This is a genomic window from Vibrio sp. TH_r3 (genome assembly GCF_033101115.1).
Lineage (GTDB): Bacteria > Pseudomonadota > Gammaproteobacteria > Enterobacterales > Vibrionaceae > Vibrio.
Genome location: NZ_JAWMPW010000007.1, coordinates 21,593 through 46,322 on the forward strand (window position 1 = coordinate 21,593; position 24,730 = coordinate 46,322).

Annotated in this window: 20 protein-coding genes; 10 read left to right on the forward strand and 10 right to left on the reverse strand. The window is 38.6% G+C overall.

The features are described from left to right. Window positions 1–519 carry an RNA pyrophosphohydrolase gene (gene rppH, locus R3X26_RS08440; protein ID WP_317716857.1) on the reverse strand — a complete coding sequence of 173 codons (519 nt, stop codon included), beginning with the start codon at window positions 517–519 and terminating at the stop codon, window positions 1–3. Between the two features lie 613 nt (window positions 520–1,132). On the opposite strand from rppH, the gene mutH reads away from it, so the two are divergent. Next, window positions 1,133–1,804, forward strand: a complete 672-nt coding sequence (gene mutH / locus R3X26_RS08445) for a DNA mismatch repair endonuclease MutH (protein ID WP_317716859.1) — start codon at window positions 1,133–1,135, stop codon at window positions 1,802–1,804. Between the two features lie 47 nt (window positions 1,805–1,851). On the opposite strand, the gene R3X26_RS08450 is transcribed toward mutH, so the two are convergent. The 6 genes from R3X26_RS08450 to hrpB all read right to left on the reverse strand — a co-directional run bounded on the left by R3X26_RS08450 (window position 1,852) and on the right by hrpB (window position 14,291). Further along, window positions 1,852–2,295, reverse strand: a complete 444-nt coding sequence (locus tag R3X26_RS08450; protein WP_317716861.1) for a cytidine/deoxycytidylate deaminase family protein — start codon at window positions 2,293–2,295, stop codon at window positions 1,852–1,854. 154 nt (window positions 2,296–2,449) lie between these two features. Further along, window positions 2,450–3,778 carry a sigma-54 dependent transcriptional regulator gene (locus R3X26_RS08455; RefSeq protein WP_317716863.1) on the reverse strand — a complete coding sequence of 443 codons (1,329 nt, stop codon included), beginning with the start codon at window positions 3,776–3,778 and terminating at the stop codon, window positions 2,450–2,452. 237 nt (window positions 3,779–4,015) lie between these two features. After that, window positions 4,016–6,613, reverse strand: a complete 2,598-nt coding sequence (acnB, locus tag R3X26_RS08460) for a bifunctional aconitate hydratase 2/2-methylisocitrate dehydratase (protein WP_317716865.1) — start codon at window positions 6,611–6,613, stop codon at window positions 4,016–4,018. A 268-nt stretch (window positions 6,614–6,881) separates the two neighbouring features. After that, window positions 6,882–9,290: a patatin-like phospholipase family protein gene (locus tag R3X26_RS08465; RefSeq protein WP_317716867.1), complete on the reverse strand. Its 2,409-nt coding sequence runs from the start codon at window positions 9,288–9,290 to the stop codon at window positions 6,882–6,884. A 52-nt stretch (window positions 9,291–9,342) separates the two neighbouring features. Beyond that, entirely contained in the window at window positions 9,343–11,718 is a 2,376-nt protein-coding gene (gene mrcB / locus R3X26_RS08470) for a penicillin-binding protein 1B (protein ID WP_317716988.1), read from the reverse strand. 83 nt (window positions 11,719–11,801) lie between these two features. After that, window positions 11,802–14,291 (reverse strand): ATP-dependent helicase HrpB, encoded by a 2,490-nt coding sequence (gene hrpB, locus R3X26_RS08475; RefSeq protein ID WP_317716989.1) that lies wholly within the window; start codon window positions 14,289–14,291, stop codon window positions 11,802–11,804. 81 nt (window positions 14,292–14,372) lie between these two features. Here hrpB and sfsA point away from each other — a divergent pair, with 81 nt between their 5' ends. The 7 genes from sfsA (at window position 14,373) to panC (ending at window position 20,284) form a co-directional block, all read left to right on the forward strand. Continuing rightward, window positions 14,373–15,080 (forward strand): DNA/RNA nuclease SfsA, encoded by a 708-nt coding sequence (gene sfsA, locus R3X26_RS08480; protein ID WP_317716869.1) that lies wholly within the window; start codon window positions 14,373–14,375, stop codon window positions 15,078–15,080. A 139-nt stretch (window positions 15,081–15,219) separates the two neighbouring features. Then, window positions 15,220–15,663: an RNA polymerase-binding protein DksA gene (dksA, locus tag R3X26_RS08485; protein WP_317716871.1), complete on the forward strand. Its 444-nt coding sequence runs from the start codon at window positions 15,220–15,222 to the stop codon at window positions 15,661–15,663. 158 nt (window positions 15,664–15,821) lie between these two features. Then, window positions 15,822–16,712: a tRNA glutamyl-Q(34) synthetase GluQRS gene (gluQRS, locus tag R3X26_RS08490; protein WP_317716873.1), complete on the forward strand. Its 891-nt coding sequence runs from the start codon at window positions 15,822–15,824 to the stop codon at window positions 16,710–16,712. Between the two features lie 35 nt (window positions 16,713–16,747). Further along, window positions 16,748–18,061 carry a polynucleotide adenylyltransferase PcnB gene (gene pcnB / locus R3X26_RS08495; RefSeq protein ID WP_317716990.1) on the forward strand — a complete coding sequence of 438 codons (1,314 nt, stop codon included), beginning with the start codon at window positions 16,748–16,750 and terminating at the stop codon, window positions 18,059–18,061. Continuing rightward, window positions 18,061–18,546 carry a 2-amino-4-hydroxy-6-hydroxymethyldihydropteridine diphosphokinase gene (gene folK / locus R3X26_RS08500; RefSeq protein WP_317716875.1) on the forward strand — a complete coding sequence of 162 codons (486 nt, stop codon included), beginning with the start codon at window positions 18,061–18,063 and terminating at the stop codon, window positions 18,544–18,546. The genes pcnB and folK overlap by 1 nt, the downstream gene beginning before the upstream one ends. Before the next feature lie 28 nt (window positions 18,547–18,574). Next, complete coding sequence (gene panB, locus R3X26_RS08505; protein WP_317716877.1) at window positions 18,575–19,369, forward strand: 3-methyl-2-oxobutanoate hydroxymethyltransferase; 795 nt, start codon at window positions 18,575–18,577, stop codon at window positions 19,367–19,369. Window positions 19,370–19,381: 12 nt separating this feature from the next. After that, complete coding sequence (gene panC, locus R3X26_RS08510; protein ID WP_317716879.1) at window positions 19,382–20,284, forward strand: pantoate--beta-alanine ligase; 903 nt, start codon at window positions 19,382–19,384, stop codon at window positions 20,282–20,284. A gap of 70 nt (window positions 20,285–20,354) precedes the next feature. Here panC and R3X26_RS08515 read toward each other — a convergent pair whose 3' ends face one another. Both R3X26_RS08515 and R3X26_RS08520 read right to left on the reverse strand, forming a co-directional pair. Next, window positions 20,355–21,125 carry an ABC transporter permease gene (locus tag R3X26_RS08515; protein ID WP_317716881.1) on the reverse strand — a complete coding sequence of 257 codons (771 nt, stop codon included), beginning with the start codon at window positions 21,123–21,125 and terminating at the stop codon, window positions 20,355–20,357. Between the two features lie 6 nt (window positions 21,126–21,131). After that, window positions 21,132–22,049 carry an ABC transporter ATP-binding protein gene (locus R3X26_RS08520; protein ID WP_317716883.1) on the reverse strand — a complete coding sequence of 306 codons (918 nt, stop codon included), beginning with the start codon at window positions 22,047–22,049 and terminating at the stop codon, window positions 21,132–21,134. A 296-nt stretch (window positions 22,050–22,345) separates the two neighbouring features. Between R3X26_RS08520 and can the strand changes: the two genes are divergently transcribed. Further along, window positions 22,346–23,005, forward strand: coding sequence for a carbonate dehydratase (gene can / locus R3X26_RS08525; RefSeq protein WP_317716885.1), 660 nt, complete (start codon window positions 22,346–22,348; stop codon window positions 23,003–23,005). A gap of 133 nt (window positions 23,006–23,138) precedes the next feature. Here can and hpt read toward each other — a convergent pair whose 3' ends face one another. Further along, entirely contained in the window at window positions 23,139–23,669 is a 531-nt protein-coding gene (gene hpt / locus R3X26_RS08530; RefSeq protein WP_317716887.1) for a hypoxanthine phosphoribosyltransferase, read from the reverse strand. A 366-nt stretch (window positions 23,670–24,035) separates the two neighbouring features. Here hpt and R3X26_RS08535 point away from each other — a divergent pair, with 366 nt between their 5' ends. Continuing rightward, window positions 24,036–24,647, forward strand: a complete 612-nt coding sequence (locus tag R3X26_RS08535) for a TetR/AcrR family transcriptional regulator (RefSeq protein WP_317716889.1) — start codon at window positions 24,036–24,038, stop codon at window positions 24,645–24,647. Window positions 24,648–24,730: the final 83 nt, after the last annotated feature.

A 24,730-nucleotide genomic window follows, 5' to 3' on the forward strand; every position in this document is an offset into this window, starting at 1 on the left:
TTATCCCCTACGGTTTTTTCGCTTACCCTTCACTTTTCGTTCTTTAAAGGGCATAGCTAAAGATGCAAATTCTTTCATTGCTCTCCGATAGACATCGCGTTTAAACGAGACAACTTGCCTAACAGGATACCAAAAACTAACCCACCGCCAACCATCAAACTCAGGGGTATTACCACGTTGCATATTGACTTGCGATTCATCGCTCACCATACGTAATAAAAACCATTTCTGTTTTTGTCCGATACAAACAGGTTTAGAATCCCAACGAACAAGACGTTTTGGTAGGCGGTACCTTAACCAATGACGACTTGTTGCGATGATTTTCACATCTTGTTTAGTAAGACCAACTTCTTCGTATAACTCTCTAAACATAGCTTGCTCAGGAGTTTCACCTTCATCAATTCCCCCTTGAGGAAACTGCCAAGAATGTTGCCCGTATCGTTTAGCCCAGAATACCTGACCATGGTTGTTACAAATCACGATTCCCACATTTAAGCGGTAACCATCGCCATCGATCACTGGCCAACCTCTAAAAAAATATTTGTTACAGTGATTTTTCCACATATCCCTAAAGGTCGCAAATTTACTCGCCACATTTAAGCAATATTTATTAAGCAACACTCACTTTTGTCCTGCATTTACTCTATTTGCTAGTTATCAACATAGTTTGACCACCTTACCGCTATTTATTCACTTTTTCTGTGAATAAGTTTGTGAAGAATTACTGTCAAACTCTATTATTTGGTTACTCAATAAACCGACAAAAATAACTCAACATATAAAAAAAACAAAATTATTAATTTATAACAAAGACTTAATTACATTCAATACCAATAAATTAATAGTTAATTATATAATGATCTTTAATGAAAATTGATCGGTCAAAGATCCACCATCATAAGGGTTATCCACATTTATACTTGTATGTTTCATTGTTTGTTGTTTTTTTCAATCAAAAAAGTCTTGCTAAACTACTGTTAATTGATCCAGTTAGAAAATAATCGCTATTTTTATTTTTTAACCTGTGGATAACTCAAAATAAAACGTGAATGGCTAAATTAGATCAACATAAAGATTCTTTTCCTAATCGCAAGTTTGTTACAATTGTGTTTTTTACTCTTGATGGCACCTTATGAATCCTGAACCTAAAACAGAAGCAGAACTTATTCAAAGAGCATTGGATATTGCAGGATCATCTTTTACTGAATTAGCGTCTATCGCAAATGTACCAATGCCACCTAATTTAAAACGAGACAAAGGTTGGGTAGGACAGTTACTCGAATGGCACTTAGGAGCCAAAGCAGGAAGTAAACCACAACAAGATTTCATTGACCTTGGCATAGAGTTAAAAACGATTCCCGTGAGTTATACTGGCGTACCGCTTGAAACAACATTTGTTTGTGTAGCACCATTAGTTGGAGTACATGGTTTAACTTGGCGCACCAGTCATGTTCGTCAAAAATTATCTAAAGTTCTCTGGATTCCAGTAGAGGGAGAGCGTGAAATTCCTTTATCAGATCGTAAAGTAGGCTCACCTATTTTATGGCGACCAAACGAAGAACAAGATAAACAACTACAAGCAGACTGGGAAGAATTAATGGAAATGATCGTATTGGGGCAAGTAGAACAAATTACCGCCAAACATGGCGAAGTGTTACAACTGAGGCCAAAAGCCGCCAATAGTCGTGTTCTAACCGAGGCTTTTGGCGCAACAGGAAACCCCATTAAAACGTTGCCTAGAGGATTTTATTTACGAAAAAACTTCACTCAAGAAATATTAGATAATATAAACAACCTTGTTTAATCTAAGCGACAAACTGATATCAAAACGATGACTTAATGTCACCCCAACTACTTAATATCAGAAATAGCTAGCCAGTCGACTTTTACACCTGCTTGTAAAAACATATCTTGGCTAACCGTAATTTTATCTCCCCAGCGAGATAAAAAATCTTCTGTTTGTTCAGGACAATGGACTGCGGATATACCTGTTTGTATGATTTTCGCAGCGCAGTTTGGACACGGAAAATGGGTTACCCAAATCTCGCAGCCATCTAATGCTCTTTTGGCAAACAAAATCGCATTTTCCTCGGCATGCAGTGTCTTCAAGTATTTCATATCACGATCATCAGTATTGGCACTATCTGAAACACCATGTGGATAGCCATTAAATCCTACTGAAACAATACGATTTTTCTCTGTTATCACTGCACCAACTTGAGTTGATGGGTCTTTGCTCCATGATGCAACCAGTTCTGCCATCTGATAGAAACGTTTTGCCCACTTAGATATCATAATCACTCCCTTCAATTACCAAAATGACCAGTATATTTTAAGTTTCAACCGGTCATTTGCATCATTTTACTCAAAAAGAGCAAGTTAGATCAGAAAGATAAAGCCAGCTAACTAGGTATGCAAGAGAAACTTTATCTCTATTCCCTATTAATCGTTAAATAGCCTCGGTAATAAGATTGTGTTTATTCAGTAATCGATACATAGTCGCTCGTGATACCCCTAGTTCTTTAGCTGCGGGGGAAACTTGTCCATCATAAGATTCTAAAACACAAATCAGAGCATCACGTTCTGCATTTTCCCTAATGGCTTTGAGACTGCGCTTATCATTGGATATTTGTGGTAAATCTAAATGGTTAACATCAATAATATCACTGTCAGACATCAACACTGCACGTTTAATTTGATTCATCAATTCTCTGACATTTCCCGGCCAATGATATTGCGTTAGCGCTTTAAGCGCTTCATCAGAGAAATCTTTCGCTTGGGCATTATAATCTTTAGAGAATTCTTGCAGGAATTCTCTAGCCAAAATAGTAATATCTCCAGCTCTTTCTTTAAGGCTCGGAACATTAATTCGTAACACGTTAATATAGTGGTAAAGCTCTTCGTTAAAATCTTTATCAATCAGTGCTTTTTCAATATCAGAACTGTAAGCGGTAAGAACCCTAACGTTTAGTTCTTTATTTCCATTTTCGGACTCAATTTTCCCATCACGCATGAATCGTAATAAATTTTGTTGTTGTGAGAAAGGCAACGTTAAAATGTCATTAAAAAAAATCGTTCCGCCATTGGCTTGCTCTAGATAACTCTTTGTCCCTTCTTCTGCACCAATCCCAAAAATATCTTCTTGCATTCTAGATTCAGAAAGAGCGCCACAATTAACAACAACAAAAGGTTGTTTAGCACGTGCAGACATTGTATGTACGGCCTTAGCAACACTTTCTTTACCTGCACCATTTTCGCCATAAATGACAATGCTAACATCTGTAGAACCGATTCGCCTGATTTGTTCCCTTAAACGTTTAATTGAAACAGAATCACCAGAAATCCCCATATTTTTAGTATTGCCAAAATCAGGCCATACTTTCTTTTCTAATTTAAGCATTCCTGATTGATGGCCAATGGTGCTTAATAATTGTGCATCAGGGATAGGAGAAGTGAAAAAATCAATACAGAAATTAACGATAAACTGGCAAATAGTATCGGAATTCAGCTGAGATTCTCTGATAAACGCGATCCAACGTACATGCTTATATCGGCTAACTAAATTAGCGATCCCGTTTAAGCTAAATTCGTCCTGACTAAGATCCACAATTCCTATGCAAGGACCAATGTCATGCAGAAGAGCATCAGCTTTGCGTAAATCACCACATCTTTGGCACTGCCAACCGGCTTGTTCTAGTACCGATAACCAAGGTTCATTCTTACCACTTACCACTATGAGTGGGCCAGGGACAGAATCCATTCGGAATTGAGTTCCCATCCAAAAATCCTTTATCACTTTGAGATAATATTACCAACAGACAATAGTTAAGGCTCTAACCACTAATTTACTGTCCCACAATTAAGCCATTCTATGCAATTTTTCGTCTCATTATTAAGACGTGGCTCATGTATTTATTATGTGAAGCTATGCATATCTGTTTTATCATTAATTTTACAAATAAAAAACCCGCTAAAATAAGCGGGTTCTATTACACTAAAAAAGATTATTTAGTTTTTAAGCAGGTTCTTGAAAAATAACCGTATCTGCTTTATCCGTATATTGCCCCATTTTATGGAAGTTCAAATAACGATAGGTATCAGAAGCGGTTGCATCTAGTTGTTTAGTGTATTCTAAGTATTCTTCTTTGCTAGGAATCTTACCTAAAATAGCCCCTACAGATGCCAATTCAGCAGAAGCTAGATAAACATTCGCCCCTGTACCTAGACGGTTAGGGAAGTTACGAGTCGATGTAGACATTACTGTGGCATTATCCGCCACACGAGCTTGGTTACCCATACATAATGAACAACCTGGAGTTTCAATTCTTACTCCTGCTCGACCAAATATCCCATAATAACCTTCTTCAGTTAGCTGATCTTTATCCATTTTAGTTGGAGGGGCGATCCACAAACGAGTATCAAGTTGGCCTTTATAGTTATCTAAAAGCTTACCTGCGGCACGGAAATGTCCGATGTTTGTCATACATGAACCAATGAATACTTCATCGATTGCTGTACCCTGCACTTCTGATAGCAAACGCGCGTCATCAGGATCATTAGGTGCACACAAAATAGGTTCATTAATTTCAGCTAAATCAATTTCAATAACATGAGCATATTCAGCATCACTATCCGCTTCCATTAATTCAGGATTCGCTAGCCATTCTTGCATAGACTTAATACGACGCTCGATAGTACGGCGATCACCATAACCTTCTGAGATCATCCATTTAAGCATAACAATATTAGAGTTCAGATATTCTGATATTGACTCTTCAGAAAGCTTAACTGTACAACCTGCCGCAGAGCGTTCTGCTGAAGCATCAGAGAGCTCAAAAGCTTGCTCAACTGTAAGATGTTCTACACCTTCAATCTCTAATACTCGGCCAGAAAACTCATTAATTTTTCCTGCTTTTTCTACGGTCAAAAGCCCCTGTTTTATACCGTACAGTGGAATAGCATGAACTAAATCACGTAGAGTAATACCCGGTTGCATTTCACCTTTAAAGCGAACTAAGATTGATTCAGGCATATCCAATGGCATAACCCCTGTAGCTGCGGCAAAAGCAACCAAGCCAGAACCGGCAGGGAAAGAAATACCAAGAGGGAAACGAGTATGTGAATCGCCCCCAGTACCCACAGTATCGGGTAATAGCATACGGTTTAACCAAGAGTGGATAACACCGTCACCTGGACGTAATGAAACGCCAGCTCGATTTCTAATAAAATCAGGCAATGTATGGTGAGTATTTACATCTATTGGTTTTGGATAAGCAGATGTGTGACAGAAAGATTGCATAACTAAATCGGCAGAGAAACCTAAACACGCCAAATCTTTGAGTTCATCTCGTGTCATAGGCCCAGTAGTGTCTTGAGAGCCAACCGTTGTCATCTTAGGTTCACAGTAAGTTCCAGGGCGAATACCTTCAACACCACAAGCTTTACCAACCATTTTTTGTGCTAAAGAATACCCTTTACCAGTATCGGCAACGGCAACTGGACGACGGAATACATCCGAAGGTTCTAAGCCTAGTGATTCGCGCGCACGGTCAGTAAGACCACGTCCGATAATAAGAGGGATTCGTCCACCCGCTCTTACTTCATCAATTAGCACATCTGTTTTAAGCTCAAATTCAGCGAGAACAGCACCTGTTTCATGGTCAGTCACTTTGCCTTCATAAGGGAACACGTCAATCACGTCTCCCATATTTAATTTAGAAACATCTACTTCAATTGGTAGTGCTCCCGCATCTTCCATTGTATTGAAAAAGATTGGGGCAATTTTTCCGCCAAGACAGTATCCGCCAGCTTTTTTATTCGGCACATTAGGAATGTCATCTCCCATAAACCATAGCACTGAGTTTGTTGCTGATTTACGTGAAGAACCGGTTCCTACAACGTCACCAACATAAACCAATTGATGACCTTTTTCTTTTAATGCTGCTATTTGTTTAATTGGACCAACTGAACCTGGAACATCAGGTTCTATTCCTTCTCTAGCATTTTTTAACATCGCTAACGCATGAAGAGGAATATCTGGACGAGACCAAGCATCTGGTGCCGGAGAAAGGTCATCAGTATTTGTTTCACCAGTTACTTTAAACACCGTTAAGGTAACTTTCTCTTGTAATTGTGGTTTAGATAAAAACCACTCAGCTTCAGCCCAAGACGTAATAACTTGCTTGGCATATTCATTACCTGCTTTCGCTTTTTCTTCTACATCATAAAACGAATCAAACATTAGCAATGTGTGTGAAAGTGCCTTAGCTGCAATAGGTGCTAGAGTGTCGTCTTCTAATAAATCAATTAGAGATTCGATATTGTAGCCACCTTGCATGGTGCCTAGTAATTCGGTCGCTTTCTCTTTATTAATCAAAGGAGATGATGCCTCTCCTTTTGCTAAAGCAGTTAAAAATCCTGCTTTAACATAGGCAGCTTCATCTACTCCCGGTGGAATTCTATTTTCAAAAAGTTCAAGAAGTACTTCTTCTTCACCTTCTGGGGGATTTTTAACAAGCTCTACAAGAGCAGCAACTTGCTCAGCGTTTAGGGGTTGAGGTACAACACCCTCTACTGCACGCTCTTCGACGTGTTTACGATAGGCTTCAAGCACGACTTATTCCTCATATTACGGTCTGTATTTAACAACACAAACATCCTTGGAAATATGGCTCACCACTTTTTTTCGCTGTTTATTTCTTTCTAATGATCAATAGTGGCAAAGACCAAACTGTGCGTGGAATATAGCAAATTTAACTAAAAATTAAAATCTAATCATATTGACCAACATAGCAAGTTACGACTAAAGTTCTAGTTTAGAATGCTTATATCACTCATAAAATGTGCATATCGGTACAAAGTAACCATTCGCCCATCTACAATTAAAACGTCTGTCCTAAAATCAAATAATAAGATTGGTGATTTTCTTCTGTCATGCCAAAAGCAAATACTATCGGTCCAATAGGAGATGCTACCCCAGCAAATACCGAACCTGCCATATATAATGGAGCATCAGAAGCGGATACATCGGTATCAGACCAGACGCCACCATACTCTAGCGATGCGCCGTAATAGACGGGAGCAGTAAAGAGTCCAAAATCGTTGTCAAACCACTTATATCGATAGACAAGACTAGTAAATAATAAATTATCGCCGACTAAGCTATCTCTCGATATACCAGACAAACGTAAAAAACCACCCAACTCTTTAGGTTGAATAGGAGGATTATTACTGCTTTTATCGGCTACTACGCCATATTCAGCCGCTGCAACCCAGGTGTGTTTGTCAAAACTAACCGCACCACGAAATTTAGCAGAAATTTCATGCACAACATCATGGCTATAATCAATCTGTTCCGTTGCATCGGTATAAGGCAGTCGACTACCACTAACTGAATCATCGGAAATGAAGTAATCTAAATCAACTAAAAACCCGGAAGTAGGAAGGCTATAATCATCTAACGTATCTAGCCGATAATGAACAAAAGCGCCTCGTCGAGTGTAGTCAGCATTCCCTAAAATAGGCAGTGTAGTTAAATTTGCTGATCCATCGATATATCTTAATCCTAGGTAAGAGACATGCCAAAATTCAGGCTGATAGCCAATTGCAGCTTCAATAGTAAAATCAGTATAGGTTGTCGATAAAGAGTTATCGGTCATGTCTAAAGGTGAACCACTCAAATAACCATCTATCGGTGTACTTTTTTGATCTTTATTGTAAACCACACTCGCCATATTCATTAAACTGGGGCTGAATAAAAAAGGAGATTCCCAAATCAATGCGACTCGCCTATCGGTACCAAAATCAAGGTTAAACTGTAGTTCTGCACCGGCACTGTTTAAGCCAGTAAAGTTAGTAGAAAAACCTAAAGAATATTCACTGTCAGATGCAAAGTCCTCTTCTACAAATAAACGAAAGTTCATATAATTGGGTCCCCACTCTTTCTCTTTAACATCAATGATTAAATTCGTTTCATCATTATTTGTTTCAAAGTGGTAAGCCACGGTTTCAAAACGATCAATAGCGTAAAGGTTACGCACACTTTTTTCCAAAGATTCAGTGGATATCTTGCTCCCCGTTTCAATGTCTAATTTATTAAGCACTAATCTATCATCGTAATGAGAGTAATTATTTAAAGTAATACGATCTACCACTAGATCATCACCATAAATCAGCTCACGTCTGAGTTTTTCTTTGTGATCGATATACTGCTGATATTGGCTAGTTGATACAGAATAACGTGATAAAGCCTGTTTTTCTTTTTGAGCGACCTCATACCCTTGAGTATAAGCTGCAGGCATCTTATCAAATTCCATGGTTTCCATATCGCCAACGGTTGGCCTTAATAAGGTATCTTGATCCGTTAAATATTGAGTTTGCTCATCGGTAGTACGACGGACAAGATAATTTGATAATTGACCGCCTACCGTAACAAAGTTATTCATCTGTTCCTTATTAAAGTATTCCGTACTAATATCAACAGCGATCACAATGTCAGCACCTAACTCTTTTGCTAAGTCTACTGGCATATTATTGGTTACCCCACCATCAACTAATAAGCGACCATCAATTTCATAAGGAGGCAAAGCTCCAGGAACCGACATACTTGCCATCATTGCATCCGTCAATAGGCCCTTTTCAAGAACAACCGGTTTTAAATCAATAATATCAGTAGCAACTGCTCGATATTGAATAGGCAATTGATCAAAAGATTCAAAGGTAGGTAAGTTTCCAGAGGTGACACGTAAGATTTGCATCATTCCTTGCCCTTGAACCACGCCTTTGGGGGAACGCAATTCACCAAATCTGACGCCTAGATCTGTATTTATTTGGTAATGATCTTCGTGTAATTTTTGAATGACTCTAAGTTCGCTTCGGTCCACTCGGTCTCTATAACCATCGTTCCATTTCGTCGAATAAATGAGTGATTCAATTTCGTCAGCACTCATTCCTGTTGCATATAAACCTCCAATGTATGCTCCCATGCTTGTACCTGTAATGATATCAACTGGCACATACATCTCTTCAAGGGCTTTAAGAACACCAATATGAGCCGCTCCTTTTGCTCCTCCTCCGGCGAGAACTAATGCAATAGTAGGCCGTGATTTTTTATAGGAAACGTCGACTAGTTTCGTGTTGCCGAGAAGTTCAGGATCAACAGGAATTTCAGACTCAACGATGGCCGCGGAGCCGACATGAGCTTCGGCCTCAGCAAACGCGATATTTATTTGAGAGGACAATAAAATTATGATCGCATACCAACAACAAATAAGTAGATCCTTACTTTTCACATTAATCCCTTTGCATAAAGTTGAATAAACAGCGTTAACAGCACTAATCATATCAATTAAATAATTTTTTAAACCATGGTGTCATACTTGCGCAAGAGTCCTTTAACGTATGGTTTTTATCCCAAACTGGTAGTTTGTACTTATTGTCGCAGTCGAGCTTATATTCGCCATTTTTTTGTTGCTCAAAACCGATGGTAACCATGTCTTTTGGCCAAGGTAAAGTCAATCTCTGTGGAATTCTAGAAGATAGATAGTCACTATATACACGTAGAGCCCCACTAGAGCCTGTCAATTTTGTTGGCTTGTTATCATCTCGTCCAACCCATAATGTCACCACTTCTCGCCCATCGACTCCAACAAACCAACTGTCTCTGCTATCGTTACTTGTGCCTGTTTTACCGGCTAACGCAGCCCAGCTATATTTGGTATGTAAATAGCGTCCTGTGCCTTCGCTTATGGCTTTTTTCATTGCATAAGTTGTAAGCCAAGCCGCTTGCTGATCTACCGTTCTCTGTTTTTTAGGCATCGATTGATAATAGATATTATCATCGTTATCTTTTACCACTCGCAAAGCAGTCAGTGATGCTCGTTGACCAGAATTAGTTAACGTTTGATACATTTGTGCAACCTGAAATGGTGTTAGTGAGAATGAACCTAAAAACATTGACGGAACAGGACGAATCTCAGATCGTTCCACACCCAGATCTTCAAGTGTATCGGTCACTTTATCAATGCCTAATTCTAGCCCAAGCCTCACGGTCGGAATATTAATTGACTTAGCCATTGCCTGATAAAGTGGCACATTTCCCCTAAATTTATTATCAAAGTTTTTAGGTTGCCAAACACTACCTTTATTGCCTTTTAAAGTAATCGGCTTATCAGCAAGTGTCGTCACTAAATTATAATGTTCAGGATCGGACAATGCGGTTAAATACACAGCCGGCTTGGCTAATGACCCAATTTGTCTACTCGCATTTAATACTCTATTGAAGCCGTCATATCCAATTCGTTTGCCTCCAACCATGGCTCTAATTTCACCTGTTTTTCGATCAACAGCAATGGCTGCGGCTTCTAATCCTTTGCCACTGTTTTTTTCGAGTTCTGGAATTTTTTTCTGTACAGCCTGCTCTAACATCGTTTGCGAGACAGGGTCTAAGGTAGTAAACAGAGTGAGTCCGGTCAATGTGCTGAACTTATCACCGACCTTTTGCTTTAATTCATTAGCTAATTGTTGAAAATAAGCAGGCTGTCGACGAGCAATTTGCGGGTTATCCTGAATATCCAGATCTCGATTTACCGCCTGATCGTATTGACTCGCCGTTAAGTACTCTTGTCGCATCATAAGACGCAACACTAAATCTCTTCGTTCTTTTGCTCTTTGTGGATTTTTAATTGGGTTGTAATAAGATGGCCCTTTCACCATTCCTACCAGCAACGCGAGTTGATCATATCTTAGCTCTTGTACTGGTGCGCCAAAATACAGCCGAGACGCCAAACCAAATCCATGTACTGCTTGTCCACCACTCTGACCTAAATACACTTCATTTAAGTAAGCTTCCAAGATCTTATCTTTGTCGTATCTATAATCAAGAATCAAAGCAATGTAAGCTTCGCGAATTTTTCGCCAAATCGTTTTTTCGCGGCTCAGAAACAGGTTCTTTGCTAACTGTTGAGTTAAAGTGCTTCCGCCTTGTACGGTGCGACCCGCTTTGATATTGGCTACCAATGCTCTGAGTATCGAAGTCGGAGACACCCCGTCATGCTGGTAAAAGTTCCTATCTTCGGTTGCAAGTAAGGCATCAACTAAAAACTCGGGGAATTGATTACGTTTTAAATAAAGACGCGTTTCACTTACCTGTTTTTCCAACATACCAAGCATTTTCGGCTCTATTCTTAAAAAACCAAGATCACCTTTTTTTTCTAGAGATTCAATACGTTTTAAACCTAGATTATCGAAATGCAACATAACGTGTCGATCGGGTTCAGGGCCATCTTCAAAATCAAAAGGACGTCTGATTAATTCTATTTTTGTCGACGAAGCGGAATACTCTCCCACATTTTTCGGATTCTGTACTTTTCTATAGGCCAAGACATCTAACTCTTGCAGCATTTCTTGTAAACTAAGTTCCATGCCTGGTGACAGATTTAGCACTCGTGCATAAACCACAGTAGGCAAATCAAAAACTTGGCCTTCAAATTTTTCTTTCACTATTGAATCGAAATAAATACCAACAAAAACCAGCACCGCAACTAACGTAACAGATAATTTCCAACCGAAACTCCAGATTGTCTTAAACCACCCTTTTTTGCTATTACTCTGTTTGGCTTTACTTTTTGTGGTGTTTTTTTTCGTCGCCGTACTTTTTTTAGCCGCTGTTTTTCTTTTTACTGGTGTTTTTTTTATTGCATTATTTCTTGTTTTTAGCATCTCATTTTTATTCATATTATTGGTTTTTTTAACACGATTACCGTTAAGCTTTTTTAGATTAGCTGCGCTATTTTTTATATTCATCATGACTTCAACTGTCGCTTAGTTTTTGTGGTAGCAACGTGATTGACCGGATCGTCAGGCCAAGGATGTTTAGGATATCTTCCTTTCATTTCTTTTCGCACTTCTTGATAGCTTCCAGCCCAAAAACTAGCTAAATCAGAAGTAATCTGTAACGGGCGATAGGCTGGAGATAAAAGCTCCAATACAATTCGCTTTCTACCATCAGCAATTAATGGTGAATCTCGTTCACCAAATACCTCTTGCATTCGAACCGAAATCATCGGTTCAGAACCCTGTTTATAAATAATGGTCTTTTTACTCCCCGTCGGTAATTGATAATGAACTGGGAGCAAAGTATTTATTTCTTGATTCAATGGCCAGCCTAAGTAAGCAAGTAATGCTTGTGATAGATCAATACGAGTTAAATTATTAACCGTTAATTTTCCTGTCATAAATGGTTCTAACCATGACTCTAGGTTATCTAATAAGCCTTGCTCAGAAAAATCAGGCCAAGATTTTTCGTCAAACCACTCTACCCCGCAGCGTATTCTTTGTAACAAACCAAGGCTAGATGTCGTCCAGTTTAAGCAGGATAAACCTTTACGTCTGACAAAATTAAGCAATGCTTGTGTCATTTTTTTTGCATCAGGTTTTGGTAATGGTTGAACCGATATAATTAGCTTACCTAATAATAATTGTTTTTCAGCGATTAATTGACCTTTAATATCATCCCAATCAACCGATTCTTTGTATTCAAATAAACTTGGATTAACTTGATATAGCTGGCTTATATTGAGCCGAGCTGCTGCAAATATTTGACTGGTTTGTTGGTTACTCCGGATTAAGTTTACCGCCACGATATAATCTTGAGTTGACAAAGTTTCTAGGCTATCAATAGCACCACCATGACCGTTGGCAAACAAAAATTGCCCATCACGTCCTCGACGTTGTTGAGCAATTCGATCTGGATAAGCTAACGCGAGACACAAACCTGCGTGGTCATCGTCAATGTTATTGAGTGTAAACTTGAACACTATTTTTTGCGCAAGATACCGAGCTCTCGCTTCAATTGAGTGTTGAGTTCGATGACGTTTTTCCTTCAGTAAATACAGTGATTGGGCTATATCTACATTAGCATAAGAGGATTCTTCTATCATAGCGATCAACGCTAATGCTGTAGTTATCAAATTATCTTTATTTATAGAATCATCACTGCGACTATCGTTAGGTTCTTTTACATCAAACTGATATAAATACAGTTTAGATAACATGGCACCAAGTCTGGGCTCTATTGCTAATTTCTGCGTAGATAAACCAACAGACGTTAATTTTTTCTCATCAGTAATCAAACCTAATTTTTCTAATAAATCGAAACCTTGAGAAAGGTTAGTTGCTAAAGGAACATCCAACCAACGGAGTTGATTGACTTCGGTTGCTCCCCATTGAATCAGTTCTAAGCATAACGACGAAAGATCAGAGCGCAATATCTCAGGTTCGGGAGAACTCGCTTGTAGCTTAAATTGTTCTTCGCTATACAGTCGAATACACAGACCTTGCTGTAAACGGCCAGCTCTACCCGCTCTTTGAATAGCGGAAGATTGAGTTATCCGGCTTTCTTCCAGTTTAGTGATTCCAGTTTTGAGATCAAACTTAGCCACTCTTTCTAACCCAGAATCAATAACAATACGAATACCTTCGATGGTTAACGATGTTTCTGCGATGTTGGTTGCCAACACAACTTTTCGTTTCCCATCTGTATTCGGGGCTATCGCTTGTTGCTGTTGCTGAAAAGTCAATCTTCCATACAGAGGAAAAATTAGCGTATCATCGGTCATTTGCTCTAACGATGATGCGACACTTTTGATCGCGCTGACACTTGGTAAAAAAACCAATATAGAACCACCTTCGTTAGATAAGGTTCGCTCAATGACTTTCACAACCCCTGAAATTAGCCCCTCATTGATACGCAAAGGGGAATATTGATAATCAATAGGATAACTTCGACCTTCGGACTCAATGTATTTAGCTTCAGGTAACACGTTATGTAATGCATTGTTATCAAGTGTTGCTGACATCAACACAATTTTTAAATTATCTCTCAGTGCATCTTGTACTTCTAACGCAAAAGCCAAAGCAGTATCAGCATGAATGCTTCTCTCGTGAAACTCATCAAAAATAAGTAAACCAATGCCTGTTAACTCAGGATCAGATTGAAGCATTCGAGTCATAACGCCTTCAGTCACAATCTCCAACTTAGTTTGAGAACTTGTCTTGGTCTCACCCCTTACCCGAAAACCGACACATTCACCTACTTTTTCACCCAGTTGCTTCGCTAAATAATGAGCAATATTTTTTGCTGCCAAACGCCTTGGTTCGAGCATAACAATCTTGCCTTCAATAATATTATTACGAATTAATTCAAGCGGAAAAAATGTTGACTTACCTGCGCCAGGGGGCGCTTTAAGGATAATTTGATTACTCAAATTTATCTGAGTCAACAAATCGGAGATAACGGATTCAATTGGTAGTTGTGACAAGGTAGAACCTTATGATTTACTTAATGTATAGATTGTAATGAAAACCGAGATAATATGCACTTTGAACCGAAATTAGAATGCGCAACATTAATAAAACGTTATAAACGCTTTCTGGCCGATATCGAACTTCCAAGTGGTGAAGTTCGCACCATACACTGCGCAAATACAGGTGCAATGACAGGATGTGCAGATGTTGGTAATACTATTTGGTACTCCACATCTAGCAACCAAAAAAGGAAGTATCCGAATAGTTGGGAGATTAGTCAAACCAAACAAGGCGATATGATTTGTATTAACACGGTAAGGGCAAATACACTTGCGGTAGAAGCGATAAACAACAATATTATCTTAGAATTAAAAGGTTACGAAACGCTCAAAACTGAAGTGAAATATGGTAGCGAAAATAGCCGAATAGATATCTTACTTGAATCAAAAAATAGGCAACCTTGCTACATAGAAGTGAAAAGTGTCACCTTGTTAGGCGATAAAGGTATCGGCTATTTTCCTGATACTGTGACCACTCGAGGCCAAAAACACCTGCGTGAACTCACAGAAATGGTCAATAATGGTAATCGAGCTGTACTTTTATTCGCTGTTTTACATTCAGGTATTGAAAAAGTATCCGCAGCACACCATATAGATGCAAATTATTCATTATTACTAGAGCAAGCAAGAAAAGCGGGTGTGGAAATACTCTGTTATAAGGCAGATATCTCAACGAACAATATGCAACTTGCATCATCAATTGATTTTATCAAATGAGGTACAAAACTTGATGTAATGTTCACACAGCAAGCAAAATGAAATTTCAGTGTTTGCTTCCAGCTTTTTTTTCTGATATAGATACGCGCCTAAAATTAACTGCAAGTCAGTTGATGTTGGTGTCAGTAGGAGAAGTGGTATGCCAGAGAAGAAAAAAGCGCTAGGTATTTTAGCCATAGCGGGCGTTGAGCCTTACCAAGAGAAAGCTGGTGAAGAATATATGTCGCCAGAACAAATGGCTCACTTTGCTAAAATCTTAGGAGCATGGCGAGACCAACTTAGAGATGAAGTTGAAAGAACAGTGCATCATATGCAAGATGAAGCTGCAAACTTCCCAGATCCAGTTGATAGAGCTTCACAAGAAGAAGAGTTCAGCCTTGAATTACGTAACCGAGATCGTGAACGTCGTTTAATCAAAAAGATTGAAAAAACGTTGAAGAAGATCGAAGAAGACGATTTTGGGTTTTGCGAATCTTGCGGTGTTGAAGTAGGCATACGTCGTCTAGAGGCTCGTCCTACAGCCGATTTATGTATCGATTGTAAAACACTTGCTGAAATGAAAGAACGACAAATGCAAGGCTAACCTTGCAGCAAAAATTTGAGGGAGCTTCTGCTCCCTTTTTGCGGTTGGTATTTTTATTGTATTAACTTTAAACTAGCACTGTTTCTTAGTTATTATTCAGCTATCTAATTCTTTAAACGAAAAACTCATTACCCTCTAACAGAAAAATTAATTCAAATATGAACTATATTGGTCGCTTTGCTCCTTCTCCTTCAGGACCATTACATTTCGGTTCATTAGTTGCCGCACTCGGGAGTTATTTTCAGGCGAAATCTAATCAAGGTACTTGGTTGGTTAGAATGGAAGATCTCGACCCACCAAGAGAAGTAGCCGGTGCTGCTAGCTTAATATTGCGTTCTCTAGAAGCTTATCATCTCTATTGGGATGGAGAGGTCATATATCAGAGTCAACGTCATGAAATCTATCAAGCTTATATCGATAAATGGTTAAATAACGATCAAGCCTACTTTTGTGAGTGTTCAAGGAAACAGATAAAAGCACAGGGTGGCTTTTATATGGGAACGTGTCGAGACAAACAGCTGACTTCCTCTATGAACAACGCGATACGATTGCGGGTAAATCAACCTGTTTATCATTTTGATGATATAAGGCAAAAACGAATAACCATTCCTCAAGCGTTAGCAAACGAAGATTTTATCATCAAACGTCGAGATGGTCTTTTTGCTTACAATTTAGCCGTTGTAATAGATGATATTCAACAACATGTAACCGAAGTTGTAAGAGGGGCAGATTTAATAGAACCAACAGGACGGCAAATCAGCCTCTACCAGCTACTTAATGTTCCCCCTGTAAGCTACTTACATTTACCTTTGGCAACAGATCCATTAGGTAATAAATTATCAAAACAGAATCATGCAAAAGCCATTGATCTGCAATATCCCAAAGCTACGCTTATTAAAGCAATGCAATTTTTAGGTTTTTCCTTGCCGCAAGAGGTTCAAGCCGCTAATTTGGATGAAATACTCGCTTGGGGATGTACAAACTGGTCAATAAATGAACTGCCTAATACTAACGAGATAATAACACCATTCTCAAATGACGTTGTGTAGGCTATTATTAGCACCGTTTTTAGTACCACCATAATATTGGAGAAATTAAGCTGAACATTATCACACGAAATGACCACGGTATTTCCCGTAAAGACATTAGTGACAATGCATTGAAGGTGTTGTATCGCCTGAGTAATGCAGGGTTTGATGCATTCTTAGTTGGTGGTGGGGTAAGAGATTTACTTTTAAATCATAAACCTAAAGACTTTGACATCGCGACTAATGCCACACCAGAGCAAATTAGAGATCTATTTAAAAACTGCCGACTCATCGGCCGTCGATTTCGCTTAGCTCACATTATGTTTGGCCGCGAAATCATTGAAGTAGCAACGTTTCGTGGTCACCATCAAGAACCTACAAAAAATGTCTCTGCTCAATCAGATGAAGGCATGTTACTCAGAGATAACGTGTATGGAACTATTGAAGAGGATGCGGAACGCCGAGATTTTACAATCAATGCAATGTATTACAACATTGCTGATTTTAGTATCTATGATTTTGCCGATGGAAAGGAAGACCTTGATGACGGATTGATTCGACTAATTGGCGATCCGGAAACGCGTTACCGTGAAGATCCAGTCCGTATGCTCAGAGCGGTTAGGTTTGCGGCGAAGTTAGATATGGATCTTTGTGCTACAACTGCCGATCCGATGCTTGAGCTCGCCCATTTACTAGACGATATTCCTTCTGCACGTCTTTTTGAAGAGTCATTAAAACTTCTGCAATCAGGCAATGGGCTTGAAACCTATTTATTGATGCGAGATTACGACCTATTTAGACCATTATTTCCACTGATTTCTGAATACTTTACCGATACCGGAGAATCTGACACCGAACATATGATCGAGCTGGTTTTAGAATCGACCGACAAACGGATTAATGATGGTAAGCGAGTTAATCCTGCCTTTATTTTTGCCGCTATATTGTGGTATCCACTAGCAGATATTGCGCGTCAGATGATGGAAGAAAAAGGCTTGCCTTATTACGATGCCATTATGGAAGCCAGTAATATCGTATTAGATAAACAAGTCAAAACCATCGCAATTCCACGAAGACATACCGCCACAATAAGAGAAATTTGGCAACTGCAATTACGTTTACCAAGAAGACATGGCAAAAGAGCGAGTCGCTTAATGGAATTAAATAAATTCAGAGCCGGTTTTGATTTCTTGGAAATGCGAGGAGAGGTTGAAGAAGGCGAAACCAAAGAATTAGCGAAATGGTGGCAAAAGTACCAAAACTCCGGCAAAAATGCTCGCCAAACAATGAGTAATGAATTAGGTCAAGACCAAACAAACTTTAGACGACGTAAAAATTATCGAAATAAAAATAAGAGCAAATCTAAATAATGAAGACCGTTTACATTGCGATTGGCAGTAACTTGAATGATCCCGTTACGCAAACAAAAAATGCAATAAAAGCATTGAAAAGTTTGCCAAAGAGCCAATTTTTAACTGCGTCGTCATTATATAGTAGCATTCCCATGGGACCACAACAGCAACCTGATTACATTAATGCTGTGGTGGCAATACGCACCGAATTGCCACCCATTACGTTGTTAGATGCCACTCAAGCAATTGAGTTAGAACATGGTCGAGTTCGTAAAAAAGAACGTTGGGGACCAAGAACTCTCGACTTAGATATTCTGCTTTATGGTAGTGAAATCATTAATTCTGAGCGCCTTGTTATTCCTCATTATGGAATAAAAAAAAGAGAGTTTGTTCTCTATCCGCTGGCAGAAATTGCTCCTAATTTAATATTTCCAGATGGCGAAGTGCTCTCAAATCTACTCACAATAGTAGATAAAAATGGCCTTAGAATTTGGCAACCATAGCCAAACAGAAGCCCGTTAAGGATCATACATGAAAAAAATCACTATAAACGACTTAATGACTTGGAAACAACAAGGCAAAAAATTTGCTTCATCTACCGCTTATGATGCGAGCTTTGCTCAACTTTTCGAGCAACAAGAAATGCCAGTCCTATTAGTTGGAGACTCCCTTGGGATGGTTTTACAAGGACACAACTCCACACTACCAGTTACCATGGAGGATATGGCTTATCATACGCGTAGCGTGCGTGCAGGAAGCCCTAACAGTCTGTTAATGGCTGACATGCCTTTTATGAGTTATGCCACACCAGATCAAGCAGGGAAAAATGCCGCTTTATTGCTGCAAGCTGGCGCCAATATGGTGAAATTAGAAGGTGGTGACTGGCTGGTGGACACCGTTAAATTTTTAACTGATCGTGCGATTCCTGTCTGCGCACATCTAGGATTAACGCCCCAATCAGTCAATATATTTGGCGGCTACAAAGTACAAGGCCGTGAAGAACAAAAAGCAGATCAAATACTGAACGATGCTTTAGCAATGGAAGCCGCAGGTGCTCAGGTTATTTTATTAGAATGTGTTCCGGCAGTTCTCGCCAAAAAGATCACCGAAACCGTTAATGTTCCTGTAATTGGTATCGGAGCAGGAAGTGATACTGACGGCCAAATTTTAGTGATGCATGACATGTTTGGTATATCAGCAAACTATATGCCTAAATTTTCGAAAAATTTCTTGGCAGAAACCGGCGATATGCGCGAAGCCGTGTCGTTATACATTGCTGAAGTTCAAGCAACGACCTTTCCTGGTCCTAACCATACTATTGCTTGAGGAAAATAAATCATGCAAACATTTACTGATGTTTCTTCGTTAAGAGAACACATTACAGCTTTAAAGCGTGAAGGAAGAACGATCGCTTTTGTTCCAACAATGGGTAACCTTCATGATGGTCATTTAACGTTGGTACGTACGGCGAAAAAACAAGCTGATATTGTTGTTGTGAGTATTTTTGTCAATCCAATGCAATTTGATCGAGTGGATGATCTGAATAATTATCCACGAACTCTTGATGAGGATTTGAGTAAGTTAAATTCTGAAGGAGTAGACTTTGTCTTTACTCCTACCCCAGACATAATGTATCCACAAGGCTTAGATAAACAAACTTTTGTTGAAGTGCCTAGCTTGTCTCATATGCTTGAAGGTGCCTCTCGCCCTGGTCACTTTCGTGGAGTCGCTACGATTGTCGCCAAGTTATTTAATATCGTTTCTCCAAACGTAGCCTGTTTTGGCGAGAAAGACTTCCAACAGCTGGCAGTCATAAAACAAATGACTACTGATCTTTGTATGGATATTGAAATAGTTGGAGTACCAACGGTACGGGAAATGGATGGTTTAGCCATGAGTTCTCGCAACAGTTTGTTGACTATGGATGAACGTCAGCGTGCGCCAGTATTAGCAAGAACTATGCGCTGGATCAGTAGCCAAATTCGGAGTGGTAAAGGCGATTACAATACCATAATTGAAGATGCTCAAGATCAACTTAGAGCGGCGGATCTGCAACCAGATGAAATATTTATCCGTGACGCTATTACCCTACAAACCGTTAATGAAGACTCAACCCAAGCGGTTATTTTAATCTCTGCGTTCCTAGGCAAAGCACGATTAATTGATAATCAGTTAGTTGATTTGGTGGTCGAAGATAAACTTATAGCAGACGATAAAACAGAACACACAGACGAAAAATAATTACTTAAAGAGCAAAGTGCTATTTTTACTTTGCTCTCTAAGTTAACAACATAATATTACAAACTTAACATTAAGAACGTAAACCTGTCCCTTTAGATATTAGATAATGGGCAACTGCATATAGCCCTAGCATAAATATACCAAGCACAGAAAACGAGGTAACAATCCCCACATCAGATACTCCTAAAAATCCATATCTAAATGCATTCACCATATAAACTATAGGGTTAATTTTTGACACACCTTGCCAAAAATCAGGCAATAAACTAATCGAATAAAACACACCACCTAGATAAGTTAATGGCGTTAAAATAAAAGTTGGTATAATAGAAATATCATCAAATGTTTTGGCGAAAACTGCATTGATCAAACCACCTAGAGAAAACACAACCGATGTCATAAACACGGTGGCAATAATTATCCCCCAATGCTCTATCTGTATATCAACGAAAAACAGTGATACAAAAGTAACAATAGCTCCAACAAGTAACCCTCTTGTTACGCCGCCCATAACAAAACCAGCAATAATAATGTAATTTGGTACTGGAGCAACTAACAATTCTTCTATATTTTTTTGGAATTTGGAACTATAAAACGAGGAAGCAACATTAGAGTAAGAGTTGGTAATAACCGACATCATGATCAATCCAGGAACAATGTATTCCATGTAAGTGAATCCACTCATTTCACCAATTCTCGAACCAATAAGGTTGCCAAAAATAATAAAATACAGCGTCATAGTAATAGCCGGTGGCACCAATGTTTGTACCCAAATTCGTGTAAAACGATTGATTTCTTTCGACAATAAACTTCTAAATGCTACCCAATATATTTGATACATAACTAATTATTTCTCGCTCTGCGCACGGACAATACCAACAAACAACTCTTCTAATCGATTGGCTTTATTTCTCATCGATAGCACTTGAATACCTTGCTCAGTTAACTGACTAAACACCGAATTTAAACCTTGTTTTTTATCAATAGCTATTTCTAATGAACCATTCTCTACTTTCATTGAATGTACATCATTAAGTTGTGGTTCTGGGCTATCTGGTTTCAAATCGAGAATAAAAGTCTCAACGTCCAACTTATTCAACAACCCTTTCATTGTGGTATTTTCGATCACTTCTCCACTATTAATTATACCAATATTACGACAAAGCATTTCTGCTTCTTCTAGATAATGAGTGGTTAAAATTATGGTGATGCCTTCACTATTAATTTTTTTCAAGAAATCCCACATTGAACGACGCAATTCGATGTCGACTCCAGCGGTTGGTTCGTCCAAGATCAACAATTTAGGTTCGTGCATAAGCGCTCGCGCAATCATCAACCTGCGCTTCATACCACCAGAAAGCGCGCGAGCACGTTCTGAGCGTTTTTCCCAAAGGTCTAACTGAGATAAACATACTTTGGCTCTTTCTTTCGCCTGGGCTTTGGTGACCCCATAATAACCAGCTTGCTGGATAACAATCTGCTCTACAGTTTCAAATTGATTAAAGTTGAACTCTTGCGGCACTAAGCCAATATATCGCTTAGCTAACTCAACATCTGTATCAATATCTTTTCCGAAAACTTTTACATTACCTGAAGTTTTATTAACCAATGAAGTAATAATACCGATCGTCGTTGACTTACCCGCACCATTCGGACCTAAAAGCGCATAGAAGTCCCCTTTCTCAACTTTCAAACTAACGCCTTTTAGTGCTTCAAAACCGCCAGCATATGTTTTTTTTAAATTGTCTATTTCGAGTGCAAACATAGTTATTATCTTATTTAGTGACTTGCCAAGTTTCGTTGATAAACGACAGAAACTGATTTTAGTGCATCAATGTACCGCGGACGAACATTATACATGGAGGTTATTACAGCGAAAAACAATCCTCAAAGCTTAGATTAGAGTCTGTGTAACAAGACCGCGTGTTATTTTGTCATTTAAAGAGTCCGTATTCCAATTAACTGATCCAACCAGCATTGAAATTATAAATAATTATCAACTAATTATAACGGTTAATGTCATAGCTTGTGTATAGTGTATGAGATAAAGAGGGAACAAAAATGCCACATATTAAAGAACTATTTGAAAATAATGCTACGTGGTCAAATCGCATGACCGCTGAGAGTCCTGAATATTTCACTAAACTAGTCAGTAGGCAGAGCCCAGAATACTTATGGATAGGTTGTTCAGACAGCCGAGTGCCAGCCGAGTTATTAACTGGCCTAGATTCAGGTGAACTGTTTGTACATAGAAATGTGGCCAACCAAGTTATTCATACCGATTTAAACTGCTTATCGGTTGTTCAATACGCCGTAGATGTACTAAAAGTTAAACATATTATTGTTTGTGGCCATTATGGGTGCGGGGGTGTAAACGCCTCGATAGACAACCCACCATTAGGGTTAATAAATAACTGGATACTGCACGTTCGGGATTTATATCTAAAACACAAAAGCTGGCTAGCCGAGTATCCACGAGATCAATGGGGCAATAAACTATGTGAAGTTAATGTAGCTGAGCAAGTTTACAATTTGGGTAATTCATCGATTATTCAAAGTGCTTGGGAACGTGGCCAACATATTGATATACATGGAGTTGTGTACGGAATTGGTGACGGAAGATTAAAAGATCTGGGTATGCGTAGTCATAGCAGAGAAACCTTAGGCATTGCTTACCAAGGAGCAATCGCTAAAATCATGAGTAATAGTGTGATTGAATAAACAACAACTAGGTTGCGTTACTATTGCTTTACACACCCTATTAATATAATCCAAACACAGAAAGTTATCTCTTATCGCTTTCTGTGTTTAAGCTAGGTTATATTTCTATTTATCTATTATTTAACAAATATTGTTACTCTTGTGGTACAACTTTACCAATATAAGGTAGATTACGATATTTTTGTGCGTAATCAATACCGACACCGACTACAAATTCATCAGGAATAGAAAAACCTATCCACTGAACATCAACCGCCACTTCTCTACGCGAAGGTTTATCGAGTAGCGTACAAATTTCGATTGAATTAGGCTCTCTAAGTGACAATATTTCACATACTTTACTCAAGGTATTACCTGTATCAATAATATCTTCAACTAAAATAATATCCTTACCTTTAATATCATCATCGAGATCTTTTAAAATACGCACGTCACGAGAGCTTTCCATTGTATTGCCATAGCTTGACGCAGTCATAAAGTCGACAGAATGATCAAGTTTTATCGCACGAGCTAAATCCGCCATAAAGACAAAAGAGCCTCTTAATAACCCAACCATGACCAGATTATCCGAATCCTTATAATGCTCTGTAATCTGTTGTCCCAGTTCATTTACGCGTTTCTGAACGTCTTGTTCAGAGATCATCACTTCAACTGTATGTTTCATAGTTTTCTCAATTATCTTGGTTAAGTTACCTACTTCGTTTATAAGAGATAACTAAAAATATGGGCGCATTCTAACATTACTCTATTAGTGGATACCAATTAGTTATTAACAACTTCAACTTTAACTCTTCTAAAATAAAAACAACGATCAAATAGCAACAATACCCATGTTTAATTCATTACCAATGATATTGAAACGATGAAAAACCTGATGTTTATTCCAATTTTAACGATTGTTCTCAGATTAGTGACATAATTGTTAACTATGCAAATTGATCTAAATCATATGCACCTGTACACTCATAATGTAGTATAAAATAATAAAAATAATTATTAAATGACAACGAATTGGCTAAGGTAACCCAGCATGGATATGATAAAAAAACACCCAAGAACTCGTTTATCTCCTCAGAAACGCAAACTGCAATTGATGGATATAGCACTAGAAGTTTTCGCTCGTCGTGGTATTGGCCGTGGTGGTCATGCAGATATCGCTGATGTTGCACAAGTTTCAGTTGCAACTGTCTTTAATTATTTCCCCACCAGAGAAGATTTAGTTGACGAAATATTGCATCACGTTGTTCGTCAGTTTTCAGGCTTTCTTAACGAAAACCTTGATACATCTCTACATGCTAAAGAAAACCTGCAAAACGTTGCAGAATCCATGTGCGAACTTGTTCTACAAGATACACATTGGTTAAAAATTTGGTTTGAATGGAGTGCTTCTGCTCGTGATGAAGTGTGGCCACTTTACGTTTCATTGAACAAAAATAGCCGACTTTTAGTAGAGAATATGTTTACCCAATCTATTGAACGCGGCGAAATAAGCGAGCAACAAAATCCAGAAAACTTAGCAAAAATGTTCCAAGCAATTTGTTACGCTATTTATTTAGAAGCCAATAGAAACGGTGATAAAGAACATTTAACCGCTTTCACCACTAATTTTTTAGACATGCTATGTATCTACAACGATAAATAGAAGTCCTCAGATATCGTATAATCTAAGTGTATATCGGTGAGATTCGTCATCTATTTAATTTAATTGTAAATAAACTAAAAGGC

Bases quoted from the DNA above. Each gene is read 5' to 3' on its own strand.
- mutH (WP_317716859.1), top strand. From the start codon at position 1,133: ATGAATCCTGAACCTAAAACAGAAGCAGAACTTATTCAAAGAGCATTG.
- R3X26_RS08450 (WP_317716861.1), bottom strand. From the start codon at position 2,295: ATGATATCTAAGTGGGCAAAACGTTTCTATCAGATGGCAGAACTGGTT.
- R3X26_RS08455 (WP_317716863.1), bottom strand. From the start codon at position 3,778: ATGGGAACTCAATTCCGAATGGATTCTGTCCCTGGCCCACTCATAGTG.
- mrcB (WP_317716988.1), bottom strand. From the start codon at position 11,718: ATGCTAAAAACAAGAAATAATGCAATAAAAAAAACACCAGTAAAAAGA.
- sfsA (WP_317716869.1), top strand. From the start codon at position 14,373: ATGCACTTTGAACCGAAATTAGAATGCGCAACATTAATAAAACGTTAT.
- dksA (WP_317716871.1), top strand. From the start codon at position 15,220: ATGCCAGAGAAGAAAAAAGCGCTAGGTATTTTAGCCATAGCGGGCGTT.
- gluQRS (WP_317716873.1), top strand. From the start codon at position 15,822: ATGAACTATATTGGTCGCTTTGCTCCTTCTCCTTCAGGACCATTACAT.
- folK (WP_317716875.1), top strand. From the start codon at position 18,061: ATGAAGACCGTTTACATTGCGATTGGCAGTAACTTGAATGATCCCGTT.
- panB (WP_317716877.1), top strand. From the start codon at position 18,575: ATGAAAAAAATCACTATAAACGACTTAATGACTTGGAAACAACAAGGC.
- panC (WP_317716879.1), top strand. From the start codon at position 19,382: ATGCAAACATTTACTGATGTTTCTTCGTTAAGAGAACACATTACAGCT.
- R3X26_RS08515 (WP_317716881.1), bottom strand. From the start codon at position 21,125: ATGTATCAAATATATTGGGTAGCATTTAGAAGTTTATTGTCGAAAGAA.
- R3X26_RS08520 (WP_317716883.1), bottom strand. From the start codon at position 22,049: ATGTTTGCACTCGAAATAGACAATTTAAAAAAAACATATGCTGGCGGT.
- can (WP_317716885.1), top strand. From the start codon at position 22,346: ATGCCACATATTAAAGAACTATTTGAAAATAATGCTACGTGGTCAAAT.
- hpt (WP_317716887.1), bottom strand. From the start codon at position 23,669: ATGAAACATACAGTTGAAGTGATGATCTCTGAACAAGACGTTCAGAAA.
- R3X26_RS08535 (WP_317716889.1), top strand. From the start codon at position 24,036: ATGGATATGATAAAAAAACACCCAAGAACTCGTTTATCTCCTCAGAAA.